The sequence below is a fragment of the Hoylesella oralis ATCC 33269 genome (assembly GCF_000185145.2).
Lineage (GTDB): Bacteria > Bacteroidota > Bacteroidia > Bacteroidales > Bacteroidaceae > Prevotella > Prevotella phocaeensis.
On sequence record NZ_GL833119.1, the window covers coordinates 1,883,970 to 1,903,119 of the forward strand.

The following is a 19,150-nucleotide window of genomic DNA, read 5'->3' on the forward strand; positions in this document are numbered from 1 at the left end:
ATTTATTACATATTATTTTACACTGAATTTATAAGCAGCATGGCTGTAATATTTCTCTCCGGGTTTTAGGTAAGGAGAGGGCCAGTTACTTTTATTGGGAGAATCAGGATATTTTTGAGTTTCAAGGCACACGGAGGCTTGGCGTGGATAAGCAATGCCTCTTTTACCCTTAACTCCCGAGCCGAGGAAGTTGCCTGTGTAGACTTGGATGCCCGGTTCATTAGTGAAAACTTCCATGAAAATACCAGATTCAGGGGAGTAAAGGCTTGCTGCAACTTTCGTATCATCTCCTTTACCATTCTTATAGGTGTTCAATACCCAGTTATGATCGTAGCCATTGGCATTCTTTATTTGCTGGAATGAGGTATCGCCAATAGTTTGATAGAGGGCATGACGTTTGGTGAAATCCATTGGGGTGCCATACACCGATTTTATTTCACCGGTAGTCATATATGTGCTGTCTGTTGGCGTGTAATTATCTGCATTGATATACAACACCATATTCGTACCCGGTTTCGATGGATCTCCGGATAGATTGAAATATGAATGATTTGTCATATTGATAACAGTCTCGGCGTCTGTGGTTGCTTCGAATATCATATCTAAAATGCCATCGTTTTTAACAGTATAGGTAACTGTTGCCGTTACATTTCCCGGAAAGTTATTGTCTCCATCGGGAGATTTTATGGTTAATTGAAGAGTTGAATCGTTTAATTGTTTTCCATCATATACCTGATATTGCCATCCTGATGGACCACCATGTAAACAGTGTCCGTAATTATTGGTGGGCAATTGTATCTGTTTACCGGCAACCGTGATCTTCCCTTTATTAATACGGTTAGCATAACGCCCGATTGCAGCGCCGAAATCACTGGGACTGTTCACCGAATCTGCATATTGGGCAATATTATCATAACCTAATACGACATCGGTCGGAGTTCCATTTTTATTTGGAACACAGATAGAAACAATTCTTCCACCGAAATTGGTAACACAAACTTCCATGTTATTTGCATTTTTCAGAACATAGAGCTTCACCGGTTTATTATTGATTGTAGTATCAAATCTTGCCGGATCTAATCCCGATTCTGTAAATTTGCTATTTGAAGAACATGCAGAAAAAACTACGAATAAAATACCTATTCCCCAAATAGATCCTTTTGCCTTTTTCATATCAACAATTGTTTTTAGTGAAAGAGCCTGTACCAAAAATATGATATCAGGCTCCTAATTAAGTCTATTAATATCGTGTTAGCAAATTTTTCGTGAGCCATCGCTGATTACTACATCGTAAACAGCCGGAGCATGACCGAATTTTGCTGCATATTTATTTTTAGCATCTATAATAAATTTATCATAGAGATCATTCTTTACTAAGTTGATAGTACAACCTCCAAAGCCGCCTCCCATGATGCGACTCCCGGTAACACCGCTTTCTTTGGCCAATTCATTCAAGTAATCAAGTTCTGCACAAGACACTTCATATTCCTTACTCAATCCATAATGTGTTTCGTACATCTTTTGGCCCACAGTTTCGTAATCACTAGCATTCAGTGCATCACAAACGGCAAGCACACGATCTTTTTCGCCCAAAACATAATGAGCCCGTTTATAATCTTCTTCAGACACATCGCCCTTAACTGCTTCAAGCATCTCCCAATCTGCATCACGTAAAGTTTCTATCTTTTTGTCTGTAAACTTTCTTTGAAGTGCAGCAACTACGTTTTCACAGCTTTTACGACGATCGTTATAGGCAGAAGATGCCAGCTCATGTTTCACTTTACTATCTAAAAGAACAAGTTTATAACCTTCCGGATTGAATGGGAAATATTCAAACTCACGACTTCTGCAATCAAGACGCATCAGTTTACCAGCCTGTCCGAATACTGAGGCAAACTGATCCATAATGCCACAATTCACACCACAATAATTATGTTCAGTAGCCTGACCAGCCAACACCATATCCCATTTCGATACCTTATTGTCGCCGAACAAATCGTTCAAGGCAAAAGCGAAGCAACTTTCAAGAGCTGCAGAAGAGGACATACCAGCTCCCAATGGAACATCTCCAGAAAAGGCAGTATTAAATCCTTTGACGTCTACTCCTAACTTCTTCATTTCTTGGATGATGCCATAGATATATCGTGCCCAGCTAGCTCTTGGCCCTTTAGGATCATCCACCTTAAATTCAACACGGTCTTTCAAGTCGATAGAGTAGCACATAACTGTATTTGTCCCATTCGGACGAAGTTCTGCCATGATACCTTTATCCACTGCTCCCGGAAATACAAATCCGCCATTATAGTCTGTATGTTCGCCTATAAGATTTATACGTCCGGGAGACGCGTAAATATTACCTGTCTTACCGTCAAAATGCTTGATAAAACGACTCCTTACATGTTCAATGTCCATAATAATCTTATTTAGATAGTTAATATTCAATATATTTGGCGCATTGAGAAATAAAATAATCAATGCGCCAATATCAATTTTATTCTACAGGGATATTTTTATTGACATTCTTACTGCCTGCAATAGCATAGAAGCAGAGATATGCCAATCCGATGAGTGGTACAATGTAGGATATTAAGTAGCCAGCATTATCTGCAATGAAATTTTGTAACAATGGAAGAATACCCCCACCGACAACCATCATCATAAAGATACCCGATGCTGCTGCCGTATATTTTCCCAAACCCTCTGTGGCAAGGTTGAATATACATGGCCACATAACAGAAGTACAGAGACCGCAAAGAACAAAGAGCAAGGCAGCAATAGGAACAGTTACCATTTCAAAAGAGGAACCGGTAAATACCGGCATGGAAACAGTAATGGTCTTTCCGAGCATGATTGCAAAAACGATAAGAGTTATAGCGCAAATTGTTGTAACTGTTACCATCGTTTTGCTTGATATCTTGTTGGCAATAAATCCGGCAGTAAAACGTCCTACCAACATTAAGAACCAATATGTTGCAGCCACGGTGCCGGCAATAGCAACGGCATTTTTAAGAAGTCCCCCACCGGCTGTCGTCGTATCGGAAAGATAGAATATCATTGTTCCGGGGATACCTACTTCTATTCCTACATAAAAGAAAATGCCGATAACTCCCAACACAAAATGGCGAAAGGCCCAAGGGCTGTGTTCGAATACGGTTTCTGCAGTAGTTTTTCCAACTTGTGGATCTTGGATAGGAATAAACATCAGTATAACAAAAACTACTGCAAATACTCCCATTGCAATGTATAGAACAAGGTTTATGTCTACCATGGCAGTATCTTTGGTTACTGTGCCAATCAGTGCGCCGACCAATAGCGGTGTAAGAGTACCTGTCAGAGAGTTCAATGTTCCACCGATGAGGTTCAACTGATTGCCTCTATTTCCACCTCCACCAAGAAGATTAAGCATTGGATTGACAACTGTATTAAGGATACATACACAGAAACCACCGATAAATGCTCCCAAAAGGTAGATAACAAATCCGGTTACTCTGGCGTCTGCTTCAAAAAAGCCAGATAAAAATTGAACGAATACGCCTGCAAAGCCAAGGATGATACCGGCGAGAGCAGTCTTCTTATAGCCTATTTTAGACAGCATCTTACCGGCGGGTATTCCCATAAAAAAGTATGCAAGGAAGTTCATCGCATTACCAAGCATTCCTACTGTATTCGCACTATCACCTTGGAATGCATTTTTCCAAATAACTCCAATAGGTGCTGCCAGATTTGTTACAAATGAAATCATGGCGTAAAGAAACATCATTGTGACAATCGCAATGATGCTACTTTGTTTTTTTGTTGTATTCTCCATTTAATTTAAAATGTTTTTAGTTATATAATTATGTTATTGTTTTTCTACTCCAAACTTATAAATTGTTTTTTGCTTATACATTTGACCTTCTTTCAAAACAACCGATGGGAAGTATGGATGATTGGGGCTATCGGGGAAATGTTGCGCCTCGAAACAGACAGCACTTCGGCGAGGAAATGTAGCTCCATGCTGCCCTTTATATCCGTCTGCCCAATTGTCTGTATATAATTGTACACCGGGCTCAGTTGTATATACTTCCATTGTCCGACCGCTGACGGGCTCTTTTATTCTTGCTGCAAAACTGAGTTCGCCTTCTTCTTTCTTATTCAGCACATAGCAATGATCGTATCCTGCACCGTTTTGTATTTGTTCATCTTTTGCATCAATATCCTGCCCAATGGTTTTAGGGTGTCTGAAATCAAAGGGAGTGCTTTCTACAAAGCGGATTTCTCCTGTTGGGATAGAAGTTTTGTCGATTGGCAAATAGAAATCTGCATTGATCTCACAAATCAAATTTTCAATAGTGGGTGTGGGATTGCCGATACCGGCTAAAGAAAAGAAACCATGACTTGTAAGATTGATGATGGTTTTCTTATTGGTGGTGGCCATATAATCAATGACCAGTTCGTTATTATTGTTAAAGCTATAGACTACAGTAACTTTGACTTCGCCCGAGAAGCCTTCTTCGCCATAAGGACTGACATATTTCAGAACCAGCGTCTGTTCATTCATTTGGAGAGCTTCCCATACCTTGGCATTAAAGCCCTTTTTCCCTCCATGAAGGCAGTTCGGACCGTTATTAATCGGTAGACTGTATTCTTTTCCATGCAGTTGGAATTTGCCTTTTGCTATTCTATTGCCATATCTTCCAATCAATGTGGAAAGGTAAGGCTCCGGAGATTCTATTACATCTTTAATATTATCGTGCCCCTGAATTACATTAGCATGTTTCCCGTTTTTATCGGGTACCATAATTGCAACAATGGCTCCTCCGTAATTTGTGATGGCAACTTCGTTGCCGACTTCATTTCTAAGAATATATAGGTCTACTTTCTTACCGTTGATTGTAGTCTGAAAATCCTCACGTTTCAGTCCACAGAGATTTTCTCTTTCCGTTGTGTTTGTCATAAAAACAAGTTTTTAGTTACTTTATGTTGTTGCAAAGTAACTGAAAAAAAACGAATGTTACAAATTATAATCTGGAAATTACAAATGCTTATGAGTTAAAAACAATTAATTTATACTGCTTTTGCAGGTTCGGTTGTTAGCGATTTAGAAGAAACGTGTGTGGGCGGAGCGAGAGATTAAAAAGAGGTGTAATCCTGTAAAATCTTTTACATTTTTTACAAATTTGTTATAGGTATGCACAATAGATGATATATTTATCACAGATATACATGGCGGATATTTACAATAGGCGGTATTTTTTAACGTGTTAGAGGCGGCATATTGGTTTAATGTAAAATATATGTGGAATTTACTTTGATGTATGATAGCTGTCAAGTAGTTTATATTTTCTTTTCATCATTCGTGTATAGATATTGCGAAGCCATACTTTATGTAATGCGATGAATACCGTTCCTAACACAAGCATCAGTATATATGCCTTCGTATCTCCGATCAACGTTTGCAGAAAAGAAGCCAATGTCATCGGGATGAATAGGCATATCATTTCTACTCCAACTTGGAAATAATTGTTTTCAAATCCTGAACGGCTGATGTATTTTGTATTAAGTGGTATCGTTTGAGTATTATACACAGCCATTTGAAAGAGGATGAAATATTGTACGCCTGCAGTGAATACAGCATATGAAACTAACATGAGTAAAGACCATTTTTCCATAAAAACTGTGGGTAACATCAGCAAGAAAGGGAATATCAAAATGATGGAGTAAAAGAAATATTTTGCTCTCAGCAGCAAAAGAATATTTTCTTTTTTAACCATCAGACAGTCTATGAAATTAGCTTCATAGCACATAATTTTGATGAGTATCATTGAACCGAAGATTACGTAGTTGTAAAGACAAAAGAAGTTGGCATAATACTTGGAATCATATATTCTGCTGAATGAGATAAGAAGGGAAAATATTAATATTATTAAAGACGAGAAGATGAAACTCTTCCTTGGATTTTTATTTCTAAGAGTCATTTTTACCTCTAATTGAAAGTATTTTCCATACTCACCTAATGTGCTGAGAAAAGAGTAATTTCTAATTTTATGATGGATATTCTGGTCTGCATGCGACAGTTCTTTCATGATATGGCTGTATTGTAACTTCCTGTTACAAAATATAACTATGAACAAGAGGATAGCTGCAACGATGTATGGAAAGGGAGAACCGTCGGTGATGGAGGTCCCGATCTTTGCATATGTATCGCAAAGATTATCTATTCCTGATTTTTCACCAATATAGCTTGGACTGTACAAAAAGGCATATATACCCATCGGTAATATCCACCACGCGATGTGATCGTTAATCAGAGTTCTTACGATGGCATACCATTGACTATTTGCGAAAATAATAACGACATAGAAAAGAAGTAGCCCTAATGATAATAGTAGACCATAACTGAAAAAGACGGACATGATAATATAGGGAATAAGTAGGGCAAACCATATGAAGTTTCCTATGGAGAACAAGGAGCTGACGATAAAACTATCAATGCATAAATGTCGAGGTACAGGTAAAAGAACATAAGGCTTAATAAGTTGCGCAGGAGTTTGCTGAACTATAAACCTGAAAAGGAAGTCGAGAGTAAGGATAAAAGGACTGATACCAAGAATAAATTCTATCGGCGTTATCGATTTATCATTGTTTACCGCTAACGACAATGTTACGGCAATAAGCATTAAATATGCAATGATAAAAAGACATATAATACCGAGCATAAACTTGGCAACGCGGTTTTGTTGATAGCTGAAACTGCGTTTTTGAGAAAGCCTCCTATGTCGATAAAGGGTATGAAAGAATTCAATCGTATATTTAACGGAATAAAAGTTCTCCTTGATATTCATTATAGTACAGAATATTGATACCGCCTTTTATCTTAAATCAATGATCTCTGCTGTAGGATAATCTTTAGCTCTAAAGATAAAGGTAGAGTTGGGAATACTCTTTGTTTTAAAATTTGTGATGTTAATAGTCATCCATCCATCTTTCTGATGCATCTTAATTTGAACTGGTTGGTAAGAATTTTTATTAATAAGAATATACATTTCTTTGATGACTTTATGTGTATCTGTCGCCGATAAATATACTTGATAGTTATTGCCGATAGTTTTCATTGTGAGGTTGTATCCTGAACGATACATGTTAATAAAAGTATAGGGATTCATAGAGATTTGCTGTGCTGAGGTAGGAGTTGAAACGTTTATCTCGTTCGTCTTTTTCATATAAGTCCACTGCGTCTTTCCATCATACCAAACGATAGCTTGTGCAGTATGGGCATAAAATTTCTTCCCTTTTATGGCAATAAAACCGCTTGTTGTCGCAATTTTACCGCTTGACATTTGAAAATTGGCAGATGCGCCATCCTTATTACTGATGCAGGCTGCAGTTTTATCTAATACAACTTTTGCCTGTGTGTCATTAACAGCGTTTATTTTACCTAAGAAACTTAAAAGAAATATGATGAATAACAATCTTTTTTTGAAGTCCATATTTTTTTAATAAGTTTTAGAATTATATTTATTATTGGCGGAAAGAATTGATGATTGTAATCAAAGTGTTCTCGTCTTGTACTAATACATCTCTCGGTTTACTGCCTTGTGCAGGACCGACAATTCCAGCAGTTTCTAGCTGATCCATCAATCTTCCGGCACGATTATAGCCAATGGAGAACCGCCGTTGGATCATACTTGTAGAACCTTGTTGTGATGTCACGATAGCGCGTGCAGCCTCTTCGAAATAAGGATCGATCATTTGTATGTCACCTCCTCCTTTGACTTCTCCATTTTTTCCATCCGATATGGGTTCTGGCAGCAATATAGGCTCTACGGGGCCGGGTTGATTTGATATGTATTCATTGATTTTCTCTATTTCCGGAGTATCCACAAATGCACACTGTACGCGTACCGGTTCATTTCCACTAAGAAAGAGCATATCACCTCGACCGATTAATTGATTAGCTCCGGGGCGGTCGAGTATAGTCCTTGAATCAATCATAGCACTGACTTTAAAAGCCATTCTACCGGGGAAGTTGGCTTTAATGCTGCCTGTAATAATATTGGTGGTAGGACGTTGTGTTGCAATGATCATATGAATACCGACGGCACGTGCGAGTTGAGCAATTCTTGTTATTGGCAGCTCAATTTCTTTTCCGGCTGTCATAATAAGGTCTCCATATTCATCGATGATGACAACGATATAAGGCATGTATTCATGTCCTTTTGTCAAATTTAACTGATGATTTATAACTTTTCGGTTGTATTCTTTAATATTCCTTGCCCCTGCCAACTTCAACATATCATACCTATGATCCATTAGCGTGCATAAAGAATTTAGGGTTTTGACAACTTTTGTAACATCTGTGATGATCGGTTCATCCTCATTATCCGGTACTGTTGCCATGAAATGATCGGCAATTGGGCTATATACACTGAACTCAACTTTCTTAGGATCGATCAGAATAATTTTTAATTCATTGGGATGTTTCTTATATAGCAGTGATGTGATAATGGTGTTCAAACCTACAGACTTGCCTTGACCGGTTGCACCTGCAACCAACAAATGAGGAATTTTTGCTAAATCTACCATGAACACATCGTTCGTAATGGTTTTACCAATAGCAAGAGGAAGTTCCATAGTGGTCTCCTGAAATTTTCTGGAATTTAGGATACTCTCCATAGAAACGGTATTAGGTTTCTTATTCGGAACCTCAATACCTATCGTTCCTTTACCGGGTATCGGGGCTATGATTCTGATTCCAAGAGCTGATAAACTAAGAGCTATATCATCTTCGAGATTGCGTATCTTTGAAATCCGCACACCTTCGGCAGGAGTAATTTCATACAGTGTTATGGTTGGGCCTACAGTGGCTTTTATTTCGCGTATCTCAACACCGAAGTTATGCAATACCTCTACGATGCGAGCATTGTTAGCACGTATTTCCTCTTCATCTACCTTGGGTTTATCATCATGACTGTATTTTTTGAGTAAATCCAGCGTGGGAAACTTGTATTTGGTAAATGGTTCACGTGGATTGATTGGGGTGTCGAGCGCTTCCTGAGCTGTTAAAGTTGCTCCAAGTGCTTTTTCATCCGCCTGTGCAACTTCTATTGTGAGCTTCTCTGTTGACTTATCATCAGAGAAATTGCTTTCATTTTTTTGAGCCATCTTGGTCTCCGATGATTTAAAATTTGTCAGATCAATAACCGGAGAATTTTCGTCTTCAGTGGATATACTTACATCTTCTTGACCATATTTTTCTGTATATTCTGAAGCAAGATTATTAATTTCCTCTTTTTCGTTATGATTATTTGTTATGGTAAGTTTTACTTTTGAAGTCAAATATTTTACAGGATTCAGTGCTTTGCGAACAATATTAATCGTCTCAGCACTTAAATAAGTTAGGAATGCTAAAGCAACAAACAGAAGTAAAGCAGTAAGTCCGGGGGGACCTATTAGGTTTTCTATCTTCTGTACACAGAAGAGCCCATGATTACCTCCGGGATTAAAGACCTGATCTCCCATAATCGGTGTTAGGAATTTTGCAAGTGTAATAGAGCTCCAAATCATGATAAGCATTGTACCGAAGAACCACTTCCATAAATTTATATTATATACTTTCATCAGTTTGAGACTGACAATAATGATAAAAATAGGAATGAAAAATGCAGGAAATCCAAAACTTTCTGTAATTAAAATATAAGATATGATGGCACCGAAGCTACCGCAGTAATTAGAAAATTCCTTATTATTATTGAGCCATTCTCCCGGCCTCATATCTTCAAGAATGCTTTGATCTGCCCGCCCAGTGTTGAAATAAGAGATCATAGCTATAATTACAATGACCGATACCAGCATTAAGATAATGCCCAAGAGAAAATCTGTTTTTTCGTTACTTAGTATATTGTTTGAGACACTGAGCGCATTCTTTGTTTTGCGCTCAGATTTTTTTCTACCCATATTCCGCTTTAATAATGAATTTATCTGCAAAAATAGTGAAAAATGTTAGAAACGAGTATATTTTCATAACTTTTTTCTATTTTTGCAAATCGTTAGAATGTAGAAATGAAAAAAAGCATATATAATAAATTTGATAAGAAAATTATATCCACCCTTCCACAGGTTCTTTTCCAAGGAAAGATAGTCGTCATTTTGAATGATACGGACGCAAAGGAAGCCGTAGATTACTTACTGTCAAGTGATATATTGGGAGTAGATACAGAAACACGGCCTACATTTAAAAAAGGACAGATACATAAAGTTTCTTTACTTCAGGTTGCGACAAAAGACATCTGTTTTCTCTTCCGGTTAAATATGATTGGTATTAATGATGATGTGAAGCGACTTTTGGAAAATAAGTCGGTGCCTATGATCGGTTTGTCGTGGCATGACGACATCTTAGCTTTACATAAAAGGAGAGCATTTAATCCCGGGTATTTTATTGATCTCCAAAATATTGTGGGAGAATTAGGCATTAAAGATTTAAGTTTACAAAAGCTATATGCTAACATTTTTCATCAGAAAATTAGTAAACGGCAACAACTTACCAATTGGGATGCAGATGTATTGAACGATAAGCAAAAGGAATATGCTGCTACAGATGCATGGGCTTGCGTCATGCTTTATAACGAAATCATGCATCTTAAACAATCCGGAGACTATGAACTTGTGTCAGGAAATGAAAACGAAAATTGCCATTTCTGAAAATATTCGATAAGTATTAATCTTATGTATAAATCTGTCTACTTAAAAAGGGGGAAAGAAGAATCGATAAGACGTTTTCATCCATGGATATTTTCTGGGGCAATCGATCATGTCGACGACCAAGTCGAAGAAGGAGAAATTGTTCGTGTGTTGACTTTGTACGGAGACTTTCTAGCTGTAGGACACTATCAAATCGGGACGATAACAGTTCGTATATTATCTTTCGAAGATTGTAAAATAGACGATAAATTCTGGAAAACAAGGATACAGACAGCGTTTGAACTTAGATTAGCTATAGGAGTTGTAGGAGAAAGCAATAATGCTTATCGCCTCATTCATGGTGAAGGAGACAATCTCCCCGGTCTGATAATCGACTGTTATGGACATACAGCCGTTATGCAAGCACATAGTGTGGGTATGCATATTTCTCGTCATACCATTTGTAATGCGTTGATGATGGTAATGAAGGATATTATTTTCAATGTATACTACAAGAGCGATACCACTTTACCACATAAGGCTGCTCTTGGACAAGAAAACGTTTTTTTAGTGGGAGGAGATGAAAGGAATACTGCTATTGAGAATGGATTAAATTTTCAAGTAGACTGGTTAAAAGGACAAAAAACTGGGTTCTTTGTAGACCAACGCGATAACCGTTCTTTATTGGAGAAATTTGCTAAAGGGCGATCTGTGCTTAATATGTTTTGTTATACCGGTGGTTTCTCTGTGTATGCTATGCGGGGTGGGGCCAAATTAGTTCACTCTGTTGATAGTAGTGCAAAGGCTATTGAGCTGACCAATAAAAATATAAGTCTGAATTTCCCAAATGATGATCGGCATAAGGCTTTTTGTGAAGATGCATTTAAATATCTTGATCGTAATAATGACAAGTACGATCTCATCATTTTGGATCCTCCTGCATTTGCAAAACATCGTGCAGCATTGCACAATGCCTTAAAAGGATATATTCGGCTAAATGTGAAAGGATTTGAAAAAATTAGGCATGGTGGTATTCTTTTTACTTTCAGTTGTTCTCAGGTTGTTACCAAAGATAACTTCCGCAATGCTGTCTTTACTGCAGCAGCACAAGCCGGTAGGAATGTACGTATTTTATACCAGTTGCATCAACCAGCCGATCATCCGATTAACATTTATCATCCAGAAGGAGAATATTTAAAAGGATTAGTTCTATACGTTGAATAGTTTTACACAGATTGTATCTGCTTATATTACATCAGAATCTCTTCTATCAAAAGATTCCAAGTATGTAGTTGCATTGTCGGGCGGCGCTGACAGTGTAGCCCTGTTGCTCACACTCAAGAGATTGGGATATGTAATCGATGCTGCACATTGTAACTTTCACCTTCGGGGAGAAGAGTCACAACGCGACGAAGAATTTTGCATATCGTTGTGTAAACGTGAAAATATACGATTACATCGCAGCCATTTTGATACGAAGGCCTATGCAGAACTTCACAAAATAAGTATCGAAATGGCTGCACGTGAACTGCGCTATCATTATTTTAACCAATTAATTCACGATATTGGAGCACAAGGTGTATGCGTTGCACATCACCGTGACGATAGTGTGGAAACCGTATTGATCAACCTCATCCGAGGAACCGGTATTCATGGATTGTGTGGTATCGCCGCCCGTAATGGAAATGTTTTGCGACCGCTACTTTGTGTCAGCCGTCTTGATATTTTAGAATATCTTAAGCAGCTACATCAAGAGTTCGTGGTAGATAGCAGTAATTTAATAGACGATGTGCTGCGTAATAAAATTCGTTTGGATATTTTACCGGTCATGCAGAATATCAATCCTTCCGTATACACCAATATTGCAAAGACAGCACAATATGTGAGGGAGGCGGTTAAAATGTTAGATGATTTACTAAAAGATAAAATTGTATGGCAGAATAAGGGTAGCTATAAGTCTTTCGATATTATAAACATCCATACCGAATATGAATTATGGTACCTTTTAAAAGGTTACGGTTTTACATCTACCCAAGTAGAACAGGCCTATCATAGCCTTAAATCAACATCAGGAAAGAGATGGATATCAAAAGAATATCAGCTATTAATAGATCGCGGAAGACTCCTTCTTGACAGAAATATCCCTAATCAAAGATCGTTGCATTCCAAAAAATTAGTTATTCCAGAGTGTGGTACCTATATCTATACGGAGTATCTGAGTTTTAAAATCTCATTGATAACGGTCGATAAAGAGTTTGAATTAAGCAGAAAGCCGGACTGTGTATGCCTTGATGCAGCTATTGTTACTTTTCCTTTAACGATACGAAAGACTGCAACAGGGGACCGTTTCGTCCCATTGGGAATGAATGGATCTAAATTAATCAGCGACTTTATGACGGATAAAAAACGTTCCTTATTTGAAAAGCAAAGGCAGCTTGTTGTAGAAGATGCTTCTGAACGTGTCGTTTGGTTAGTAAACGAACGACCTGATAATCGCTTTCGTGTGACACATTCTACAACATCTGTTTTAAAAATAGAGATGCTCTCTTGAGGTCATCAGGAGTATCTATTCCTACAGTTTCTATATCGGTTATACCCACTTTTATCTTGTATCCGTTTTGCAACCATCTTAATTGTTCTAAACTTTCAGCCTTTTCAAGTGTCGATTGGGGAAGTTTGGTAATCTCGTCAAGTACCTCTTTTTTGTATGCATATATTCCCAAATGTTTGAGAAAGGGGTAGAAAGTTAGCCATTCTCCAGCATCAATTCCTCTGATAAAAGGTATGATAGACCGCGAAAAATACATAGCATAGCCATTATTATCAAGTACGATTTTGGGTGAGTTAATGTTTTCCACTTCTTTCATCGTGCTAAAATATTTGCCAAGTGTGGCTATTTGCGTAGTCGGATCATCAAAGCAATGACACAACACTTCAATCTGCGTCTTTCTGACAAACGGTTCATCACCCTGTATATTCACAACAACATCCCATTTTCCCCCTATTTTTCCTATCGCTTCAGCTATTCTGTCAGTACCGCTTTGGTGATCTTTGCGTGTCATCACAACCTTTCCCCCGAATGATGCTACACAATCGTATATTCGTTCATCATCGGTTGCAACGTAAGCATTTTCAAGTGCTGATACAGCTCTCTCGTATACATGTTGAATTATCGGTTTGTTTCCAAGTAAAGCAAGCGGCTTACCCGGAAAGCGCGTAGAGGAGTATCTCGCAGGAATAATCCCAATAAATTTCATCGTAGTTGTAGTTTCTATTCGTCTATGCCGGAAGTTTTGGCTATCTTGCGTATTTTCTGCAGAGCTTTATCACGTATTTGACGTACTCGTTCTCTCTTCAAGTTCATAAAGTCGCCTATTTCCATGAGCGTGTGTTTCTCGCACCCAATGCCGAAGAAAAGGCTTATCACTTGTTGTTGTCTTTGGTCTAACACTCTCCTCATAAGTCGTTCCAACTCTGCCTTGAACGACTCGTCATTAATATGCTCATCAGCCATCAGCGCATTTGTGTCTTTCAGAACATGCAGCAAATTGAATGAATTACGACTTCCGGCAGGTATAGGTGCTTCTACCGAAACAACCTTTTTACTTTCAGAGGTTAGTGACGCAGAAAGCCGGCTTTGCGAGTCTGCACCTTGACGGAGCAATAACTGTTCTATTTGTTTCCTAATAAAAGGAGCTGCAAACGGAGCAAAGCGCTTCTCTTTGGAAGGCGTATATTTTTTTGCGGCATAAAGCAAACCGATATTACCCTCACTCACGAGGTCTTCCATATCGACACCTTGATGTTGATATTGCTTGGCAATAAAGACAACAAATTTTAGATTTGCTTTGGTCAGTCTTTCCAAAGCGGCCTCGTCGCCATTCTGAATTTTCTCTGCAAGTTTCATTTCTTCCAGACTTGTCAGAAGGCTTTCGCCGCCGATTTCGTCAAGATAAAGTTTCATAGAAGATTTTCCCGTCTGTTTCATATATCCTAACTTTATGCCGTTAAAGTTCTTATCCTAAGTATTTCACCAAGATGCGTGCGTAACCACTTTCGCGTAACTTCTGTATACTCTTTTCCCGAATTTGTCTCACACGTTCACGTGTAAGGCCGAATTCTTCTCCTATCTCCTCGAGCCCTTTCTCGGTACATCCGATGCCGAAGCTCTCTTTTAAGATAGCTACTTCGCGCGGTTTCAGTGCATTGGCCATAGCATCATCAAGATCACTATTCATCGATTCGCGGTCTACGATACGGTCTGCTCTCGAGTCATCTCCAGAAGCTAAAACGTCTGCCATGCTATTTTCGTCATCATCACTGAATGGCGCATCAATGCTCATGTGATGATTATCGGCGCGCATGGTTTGGCTGATTTTATTCTCGTCTATATTCGTAAGGCTTGCAAGTTCTTGGGTTGACGGGCGTCGCTGGTGCTCCTGTTCGAATTTGGCAACTTCGCTATTGATTTTACTTAGTGCTCCAACTTGATTAAGAGGTAGTCTTACAATGCGACTTTGTTCGGCAATGGCCTGTAAAATGGACTGTCTGATCCACCAAACAGCATAAGAAATGAATTTAAAACCTCGTGTCTCGTCGAATTTTTCAGCAGCTTTTACCAAGCCAATATTACCCTCATCGATTAAATCTGTTAAAGAGAGCCCCTGATGTTGATATTGTTTGGCCACAGAGACTACAAATCGAAGATTAGCATTAATAAGCTTTTCTTTAGCACGTTCGCCTTCTTTTCCTCCTTTCCGTATCAATTGCGCCAGTTCAGTCTCCTCGTCAATGCTTACCATTGGTAGACGTCCTATCTCCAATAAATATTTGTCAAGCGACTCACTCGAACGGTTTGTTATGCTTCGCTGGATTTTTAATTGTCTCATTCTTGTTTCCTCTTTTTACTCATACTTGGCAAAGGTAGGTGTACTTTTTATAATATACTTCCCCTTATCTAAAAACATTTAGCAATCTGTTCGCCGAAATACTCTTACTACATAGCTTGCATGTAGTCAGTACTTCGAATTATAGAGCATGTTCATGTTATTGTTAGCCTCACTTTACTAATTGAACTGCAAAATTATTCATTTATTTTCTAATAACCTAATTACTTTCGCACGAATTACATTTTTTTGCATCATATGCTTTGATATTTTCGCTTATTTTTACTATTTCGAGTTACGAAATGAAGTGTCGGCAACAAAAACTTTCTATAGACATTCTATTTAAGTTTGCTAAAAGTTATGTCTATTGCTGATATTTTATACATGTATGACTGATAGATATAAAAAAGACGTTTTAATCCTATTATTTCTTTCCGTTGATGGGCGCTTACTATCTTTATTCGCCTTTTGATATTCTGCTCCTTATTTGCTTAGTTGTCTTGTCGTTTAATTTATTTATAGGCATGAAACCTTCTGTCAATAGTGAGTATTCTTCCGCTATATTCTCTATTCGTGCGGTAAATTCTTTTATGCCAAGTTCTTGTAATACCTCTACCATACGGCTCTCATTATAGGGTAGAGAGGTCATCAAGCCTGCAATTTCGGCAAGTGTTTCTTGTAATATTTCCCCTCTGCGGAATTGATATTCTGCATAGAGCAGCAATGTGCAAATACGGATGATATTCGTTTCTGCTCCGCTTATTTCTTTCATTCTTTGGTCTATTTGTTGGCGAATAAGACGGTCGTGTTCTTGTATAGTATCGGTATACAGATCATATATTTGCTGTGATGCATCGGCGGCACTAATATCATTTGTAATTACAGGGTTCTTAATCAATACGATCTTGCCGTTCCAACCTGTTGCTTTCAATGTTTCGAATTCAATTGCACTGAATGCATGCAAGACAGAAACCCGTTGAAGGGTGCTCTTCTGAAAAGATGATTGCCAGAGTTGATTACTAGCATTCCTCTGACGCAACGTCCAAGGTTGGAAGCTACCTAAAGGAGAATAAACAATCGGTATCTGCAATTTATAGGCTTGCTTGATCAGTTTGGCACAAGTATCACTCCATGTACTGAAAATATGTAGAATGGTTGTGTGCTGTTTCGAAAGGTCTACAGAACGATGATGGATGTCAACTTTCACATTATCGCCCATGCTATGAGTAATTTGGGCGATAAACTGATGAAAATATTCTATAGAGTCGATTTTTTTAGATACATAGAGAATTACATTCATAGCTTGTGCGTTGTAAAATCGTACTTGTCGGCTTTCTTGTATTTTAGCAGGTGGGCGATATTATACACTATAATGCCGAATTCAAAAGGAATAATTTTGAAAGGAGATATCTTTTCGCCGAACTTCGATAAGGCTTTACCGGCTATATGGATACGGAGGATAAAAGTAATAAATAATGATAGTCCGGCTACGCTGCAGATAATCCAATCTTCTTGTATCAGTGAATACACTATTGCAACAACAATAAACATATAATTGACAAGCATGGCCGACATATCAATATTGAATAAGGCCCGAATTCTACGAGAACGCCGAAGGTATTTACGCGAGTTTAAATAAAAAAGATGTTTATTTATCCATGCTTCATGAGTAGGAGAGGTATCTTTTATCCATGATTGCGGTCGTAATTCTATAGCAGTTTGCCTCTTATGTGCAAATTTGTTTACAAGAAAATCGTATTCCCCACGTATTGCATGCAGATTTCCGCGATAACCGCCACCGGATATAAACTCACTCTTTTTGAAGGCAAGATTGGTTCCGTTGGTGCGATAGGCAGTTCCTTTTAACGCCTGCCGCATAAGGTAATACGATGTGTGAAGCCGTTCGAACCGTTGAAAAGCATTGCTATCGGAAGAATAATTGCTATAACCGATCACTAAATTGGTTGAAGACGCGAAGTTCTCAGCCATACTATATAGCCATTTGTCTGACTGTGGAGAGCAGAAAGCATCTGTCAGTATGTTCCATTCATACTTCGATGCTTTAACACCTACGGTAACAGCTAATTTTTTACGACTCATATATCGGGAGCCTGCAGGTATGAAAGTAACATATAAATGAGTATTATCGGCAAACCTTTTTATAACATTTTCTGTTTCTACATCTCCCTTTTCCATGACGATAATGACTTGAAAGTCTGCAGGATAGTCTTGAGATAGGAAAAGCGGTAAGTGTTTTGATAAATCATCAGCATTGCCATGCACGGTTATAATCACCGAAAGAGGAGGAGGTGCCGCTATTGGTTCTTTTTCTTTGGGAGTGGTTTTATTACCAAAATCGATTTTTCTGAAAAAGGGATTTAATAGGGGAGTAAGTCCTGCAAATAAAAAGAGCAAGCCACAGACAACAAGCGTTGTTTCGCTGAAAATCATATTTCTTCTGTTATATATCCTTTAGGTAATTTCCTACAATTATATTGACTTGCCATAATTTCTCCGTAGGCACCTGCAGAACGGATGGCAATTAAATCGCCTCGATGGGTAGTGTTGAGATCGATGGATTTAGCAAAAACATCGCTCGACTCGCAAATGGGGCCGACTACATCGTAGGTTCGCATCTTCTCGTCACTCGATATATTTTCAATTTTATGATACGCTTGATATAATGCCGGTCTTATTAAATCTGTCATACCTGCATCTACAATCACGAATTGTTTGTGAGTTCCTTGCTTTACATATAAAACACGAGTAATTAAACTACCGCATTGGCCAACTACAGACCGTCCTAACTCGAAATGAAGGATTTGACCGTCTCGCAATTTCAAATGGCGATGATATGCATTGAAATATGAATGAAAGTCGGGAATTGGTTCTCTATTGGGATGCTCGTAATTTATTCCTAATCCTCCTCCTACATTAATATGTTTCACAAGAAAACGGTTTCGTTCGAGATGTTCTTGCAAATCATTGATACGATTACATAAAGCTATGAAATCTCCCATGTCGAGTATTTGTGAGCCGATGTGGAAATGTAAACCGATAATCTTTATATTTTTCATTGAAGCGGCTTGGGTTATCACATTTTCCATATCGATTATGGAAATACCGAACTTATTCTCTGCGAGTCCAGTTTTGATATTGACATGAGTATGAGCACCTACATCGGGATTGATTCTAAGGGCAATCTTTGCCGTCTTGTCTTTTTTTTCGGCTAATTCGTTAATAACCTCAAGTTCTTCTAAACTTTCTACATTGAAGCAAAATATGTCTTTATCCAATCCGAGATTTATTTCCCAATCGCTTTTTCCTACCCCTGCATAAACAATCTTCGACGTAGGAAAACCGGTGGATATTGCTGCATTAATCTCACCACCGCTTACACAATCTGCGCCAAAACCAGACTGACAAATAATATTGAGAATTTTCGGATTGGCATTTGCCTTGATAGCATAATGAACTTTATAGTTCTCGTATTTATCGACTTCCTTATGAATTACGTTCAAAGTTTCGCGTAAAATATCTGTATCATAGTAATAAAAAGGCGTTTTAATACTATGAAATTTAGTAAGAGAAAAAACTCCTTTCAT

At 38.2% G+C, this 19,150-nt stretch carries 16 protein-coding genes; 3 read left to right on the forward strand and 13 right to left on the reverse strand.

Going from position 1 to position 19,150, the window contains the following annotated elements; all coding sequences use genetic code 11:
- Positions 1 to 12: 12 nt before the first annotated feature.
- The 7 genes from HMPREF0663_RS10265 to HMPREF0663_RS10295 all read right to left on the reverse strand — a co-directional run bounded on the left by HMPREF0663_RS10265 (position 13) and on the right by HMPREF0663_RS10295 (position 9,936).
- Entirely contained in the window at positions 13 to 1,173 is a 1,161-nt protein-coding gene (locus HMPREF0663_RS10265; protein ID WP_004370458.1) for an aldose epimerase family protein, read from the reverse strand.
- A 78-nt stretch (positions 1,174 to 1,251) separates the two neighbouring features.
- Entirely contained in the window at positions 1,252 to 2,412 is a 1,161-nt protein-coding gene (gene galK / locus HMPREF0663_RS10270) for a galactokinase (protein ID WP_016665112.1), read from the reverse strand.
- 79 nt (positions 2,413 to 2,491) lie between these two features.
- Entirely contained in the window at positions 2,492 to 3,808 is a 1,317-nt protein-coding gene (locus HMPREF0663_RS10275) for an MFS transporter (RefSeq protein ID WP_004370460.1), read from the reverse strand.
- Between the two features lie 33 nt (positions 3,809 to 3,841).
- Positions 3,842 to 4,936: an aldose epimerase family protein gene (locus tag HMPREF0663_RS10280; protein WP_004370461.1), complete on the reverse strand. Its 1,095-nt coding sequence runs from the start codon at positions 4,934 to 4,936 to the stop codon at positions 3,842 to 3,844.
- A 349-nt stretch (positions 4,937 to 5,285) separates the two neighbouring features.
- Positions 5,286 to 6,824, reverse strand: a complete 1,539-nt coding sequence (locus HMPREF0663_RS10285; RefSeq protein ID WP_004370462.1) for a DUF5687 family protein — start codon at positions 6,822 to 6,824, stop codon at positions 5,286 to 5,288.
- 27 nt (positions 6,825 to 6,851) lie between these two features.
- Positions 6,852 to 7,469: an outer membrane lipoprotein periplasmic chaperone LolA1 gene (gene lolA1, locus HMPREF0663_RS10290; protein ID WP_004370463.1), complete on the reverse strand. Its 618-nt coding sequence runs from the start codon at positions 7,467 to 7,469 to the stop codon at positions 6,852 to 6,854.
- Positions 7,470 to 7,500: 31 nt separating this feature from the next.
- Complete coding sequence (locus HMPREF0663_RS10295) at positions 7,501 to 9,936, reverse strand: DNA translocase FtsK (protein WP_004370464.1); 2,436 nt, start codon at positions 9,934 to 9,936, stop codon at positions 7,501 to 7,503.
- A 105-nt stretch (positions 9,937 to 10,041) separates the two neighbouring features.
- On the opposite strand from HMPREF0663_RS10295, the gene HMPREF0663_RS10300 reads away from it, so the two are divergent.
- Genes HMPREF0663_RS10300 through tilS form a run of 3 tightly spaced genes read left to right on the forward strand, consistent with a single transcriptional unit; the run spans position 10,042 to position 13,210 of the window.
- Positions 10,042 to 10,680, forward strand: a complete 639-nt coding sequence (locus HMPREF0663_RS10300) for a 3'-5' exonuclease (protein WP_004370465.1) — start codon at positions 10,042 to 10,044, stop codon at positions 10,678 to 10,680.
- Positions 10,681 to 10,704: 24 nt separating this feature from the next.
- Complete coding sequence (locus HMPREF0663_RS10305) at positions 10,705 to 11,883, forward strand: class I SAM-dependent rRNA methyltransferase (protein ID WP_004370466.1); 1,179 nt, start codon at positions 10,705 to 10,707, stop codon at positions 11,881 to 11,883.
- Positions 11,876 to 13,210, forward strand: a complete 1,335-nt coding sequence (gene tilS / locus HMPREF0663_RS10310) for a tRNA lysidine(34) synthetase TilS (protein WP_004370467.1) — start codon at positions 11,876 to 11,878, stop codon at positions 13,208 to 13,210. The genes HMPREF0663_RS10305 and tilS overlap by 8 nt, the downstream gene beginning before the upstream one ends.
- On the opposite strand, the gene kdsB is transcribed toward tilS, so the two are convergent.
- From kdsB to lysA, 6 genes are all read right to left on the reverse strand, one after another.
- A complete protein-coding gene (gene kdsB / locus HMPREF0663_RS10315; protein WP_004370468.1) occupies positions 13,173 to 13,916 on the reverse strand; it encodes a 3-deoxy-manno-octulosonate cytidylyltransferase in 744 nt (247 codons plus the stop codon). The genes tilS and kdsB overlap by 38 nt on opposite strands.
- Before the next feature lie 14 nt (positions 13,917 to 13,930).
- Positions 13,931 to 14,647 (reverse strand): sigma-70 family RNA polymerase sigma factor, encoded by a 717-nt coding sequence (locus HMPREF0663_RS10320; protein WP_004370469.1) that lies wholly within the window; start codon positions 14,645 to 14,647, stop codon positions 13,931 to 13,933.
- 28 nt (positions 14,648 to 14,675) lie between these two features.
- A complete protein-coding gene (locus HMPREF0663_RS10325; protein ID WP_004370470.1) occupies positions 14,676 to 15,548 on the reverse strand; it encodes a sigma-70 family RNA polymerase sigma factor in 873 nt (290 codons plus the stop codon).
- Positions 15,549 to 16,002: 454 nt separating this feature from the next.
- Positions 16,003 to 16,845, reverse strand: coding sequence for a glycosyltransferase family protein (locus tag HMPREF0663_RS10330; protein WP_004370471.1), 843 nt, complete (start codon positions 16,843 to 16,845; stop codon positions 16,003 to 16,005).
- Positions 16,842 to 17,996, reverse strand: a complete 1,155-nt coding sequence (locus tag HMPREF0663_RS10335; protein ID WP_004370472.1) for a glycosyltransferase family 2 protein — start codon at positions 17,994 to 17,996, stop codon at positions 16,842 to 16,844. The genes HMPREF0663_RS10330 and HMPREF0663_RS10335 overlap by 4 nt, the downstream gene beginning before the upstream one ends.
- The gene (gene lysA, locus HMPREF0663_RS10340; RefSeq protein ID WP_004370473.1) at positions 17,993 to 19,150 is read right to left on the reverse strand and encodes a diaminopimelate decarboxylase; all 1,158 of its coding nucleotides are present in this window, start codon (positions 19,148 to 19,150) and stop codon (positions 17,993 to 17,995) included. Before lysA ends, HMPREF0663_RS10335 begins: the two co-directional genes overlap by 4 nt.

Bases quoted from the DNA above. Each gene is read 5' to 3' on its own strand.
- HMPREF0663_RS10265 (WP_004370458.1), bottom strand. From the start codon at position 1,173: ATGAAAAAGGCAAAAGGATCTATTTGGGGAATAGGTATTTTATTCGTA.
- galK (WP_016665112.1), bottom strand. From the start codon at position 2,412: ATGGACATTGAACATGTAAGGAGTCGTTTTATCAAGCATTTTGACGGT.
- HMPREF0663_RS10275 (WP_004370460.1), bottom strand. From the start codon at position 3,808: ATGGAGAATACAACAAAAAAACAAAGTAGCATCATTGCGATTGTCACA.
- HMPREF0663_RS10280 (WP_004370461.1), bottom strand. From the start codon at position 4,936: ATGACAAACACAACGGAAAGAGAAAATCTCTGTGGACTGAAACGTGAG.
- HMPREF0663_RS10285 (WP_004370462.1), bottom strand. From the start codon at position 6,824: ATGAATATCAAGGAGAACTTTTATTCCGTTAAATATACGATTGAATTC.
- lolA1 (WP_004370463.1), bottom strand. From the start codon at position 7,469: ATGGACTTCAAAAAAAGATTGTTATTCATCATATTTCTTTTAAGTTTC.
- HMPREF0663_RS10295 (WP_004370464.1), bottom strand. From the start codon at position 9,936: ATGGGTAGAAAAAAATCTGAGCGCAAAACAAAGAATGCGCTCAGTGTC.
- HMPREF0663_RS10300 (WP_004370465.1), top strand. From the start codon at position 10,042: ATGAAAAAAAGCATATATAATAAATTTGATAAGAAAATTATATCCACC.
- HMPREF0663_RS10305 (WP_004370466.1), top strand. From the start codon at position 10,705: ATGTATAAATCTGTCTACTTAAAAAGGGGGAAAGAAGAATCGATAAGA.
- kdsB (WP_004370468.1), bottom strand. From the start codon at position 13,916: ATGAAATTTATTGGGATTATTCCTGCGAGATACTCCTCTACGCGCTTT.
- HMPREF0663_RS10320 (WP_004370469.1), bottom strand. From the start codon at position 14,647: ATGAAACAGACGGGAAAATCTTCTATGAAACTTTATCTTGACGAAATC.
- HMPREF0663_RS10325 (WP_004370470.1), bottom strand. From the start codon at position 15,548: ATGAGACAATTAAAAATCCAGCGAAGCATAACAAACCGTTCGAGTGAG.
- HMPREF0663_RS10330 (WP_004370471.1), bottom strand. From the start codon at position 16,845: ATGAATGTAATTCTCTATGTATCTAAAAAAATCGACTCTATAGAATAT.
- HMPREF0663_RS10335 (WP_004370472.1), bottom strand. From the start codon at position 17,996: ATGATTTTCAGCGAAACAACGCTTGTTGTCTGTGGCTTGCTCTTTTTA.
- lysA (WP_004370473.1), bottom strand. From the start codon at position 19,150: ATGAAAGGAGTTTTTTCTCTTACTAAATTTCATAGTATTAAAACGCCT.